The sequence below is a fragment of the Moorena sp. SIO3I6 genome (assembly GCF_010672095.1).
In genome coordinates this window covers 1-1,724 of record NZ_JAAHHU010001066.1, presented here as the reverse complement: position 1 = coordinate 1,724, position 1,724 = coordinate 1, and the positions used below count along the sequence as shown (strand labels likewise).

At 39.9% G+C, this 1,724-nt stretch carries 2 protein-coding genes and 1 pseudogene; 2 read left to right on the top strand and 1 reads right to left on the bottom strand.

Annotated elements, in window-relative coordinates:
• Both F6K49_RS46165 and F6K49_RS54010 read left to right on the top strand, forming a co-directional pair.
• Positions 1-281, top strand: a pseudogene (locus F6K49_RS46165) (mannose-1-phosphate guanylyltransferase); the annotation flags it as partial.
• A 198-nt stretch (positions 282-479) separates the two neighbouring features.
• Positions 480-614: a hypothetical protein gene (locus tag F6K49_RS54010; RefSeq protein ID WP_366511415.1), complete on the top strand. Its 135-nt coding sequence runs from the start codon at positions 480-482 to the stop codon at positions 612-614.
• A gap of 640 nt (positions 615-1,254) precedes the next feature.
• Here the strand turns inward: F6K49_RS54010 and F6K49_RS46160 are convergent.
• On the bottom strand, positions 1,255-1,404 hold the full coding sequence (locus F6K49_RS46160) for a hypothetical protein (protein ID WP_158069587.1): 150 nt from the start codon (positions 1,402-1,404) through the stop codon (positions 1,255-1,257).
• Positions 1,405-1,724: the final 320 nt, after the last annotated feature.

Sequence of the window (1,724 nt, the reverse complement as noted above, 5' to 3'; positions counted from 1 at the left end):
CCTTTGGTTGGGATGATTTGGGAGATTGGAATGCTTTAGAACGCCTGCATAATGGCGATGCTAAAAATGTAGCAATGGCTAATCATGTGGAACTGGATACTCAAGGAGCAATTGTCTACTCCAGTAGTGATGATGAGGTGATTGTTACTATTGGTTTAGACGATGTGCTGGTGGTACGCGATCGCAATGCTACGTTAATTGCCAAAAAAGACCGTACCCAGGACATAAAACAAGCGATAAAAATTCTCAAAGATAATTCACTTTTACAAGATTTTTTGTGATTAATCGCTTGTAATAATTCCTAGGTTGAGCCACATTATAATTACGATTAACGTCAGAGTGCTTCAGAATATATAGTTCAGAGTTTTATCATTATTTATGAGTCAGTGGTGCTCTTAATTTCCTGACTAATTTATCTAATCTGAACTAGAAAAAAACTATAAATTAAAAATATACAAAGTTAGGCGATCATCAATAAAGTGTATAAACAGGGAACAGCGGATCTGGGAACAGCGGATCTGGGAACAGCGGATCTGGGAACAGGGAACAGCGGATCTGGGAACAGCGGATCTGGGAACAGCGGATCTGGGAACCGAAAAAGTATGGATTTTTAGGAAATAGTTAACAGCTCCTATAAATACCTAACAAACTATAACCAATAATCATCTATTATTGTAAATAATATCAACGCAATCAATAAAAGTAAGTATTTAATTTTTTTTGATTGAGGTTTTTTTGCGGCATAGGTTAATAAATTTTATGTCTGCTTATTTTAAATTAGGTGTTTTGAATAGCGGAAGGTCTCTGGCTAGATTACTAACGCCTTTTTTATTTAAAAAAGGTTATCCCACTGTCAATCCTTAGCCATACACCTTAGTCATACAGATTTTTGTTTATTTGTTAATGATTAATAGAAAGTATTAATAGATAGTAAACAAAAGAATGCGATGCTCGGTACGAGCCGCTACGGTATGAAGCGTTTCGGCAAAGCCGACGCTACGCGAACGCGTAGCGTGGCCAACGGCCTCAGCTTCCGCGCTTATGCGAACGCAAAAACCTTGGAACACAACTAACCCTGAACATAAAGTAATCTTGACAAAAACAGAAATAATGCTTTGGTATTGTGGCAGGCTGGAAAACTTGTCCGGCGGTTAAACCTTACCCCAATCTAACCTAAGGTAAAAAAAGAATAATGTTATCGTAATTGAGCGCACTGACGTAGACTAGAGAATGGCTGCATCTCAATCCATGCAATTAGGGGAAAATTACCGCGCAAATTCCCACGCCAGTGCCCGACACTTGCCACACTTGCCACACTTGCCACACTCCCCACACTTCCCCTTCTTTTTTACAAATATCAGATGCACCCCATCTCCCCATCTCCCCATCTCCCCATCTCCCCATCTCCCCATCAGCCCCTATTCACAATTTAAATGTGTGAGATAGGGGTTATGCGATGAAGCGAAGCTTCTGCTAAAAGCGATGAAGCTTCGCTTCCGCTAAAAGCGAACGCATCTAGTCACTTTTCTCCCTGCAACAGAAAATTGCCAATATGAGGAGACTGTGAAGCCATTGCCCACTATAATAAAGTCTTGTTAAAGAGCAACTCCTATAAAAAATGGCAATTTGAGGCTCAATCCTGATTTAGATATGCAAACCGGGAATATTCCTTTGCTAAACCCAATAGCAAGCCATTATCCTGCCATTGGTTGCTAAATTGAGCA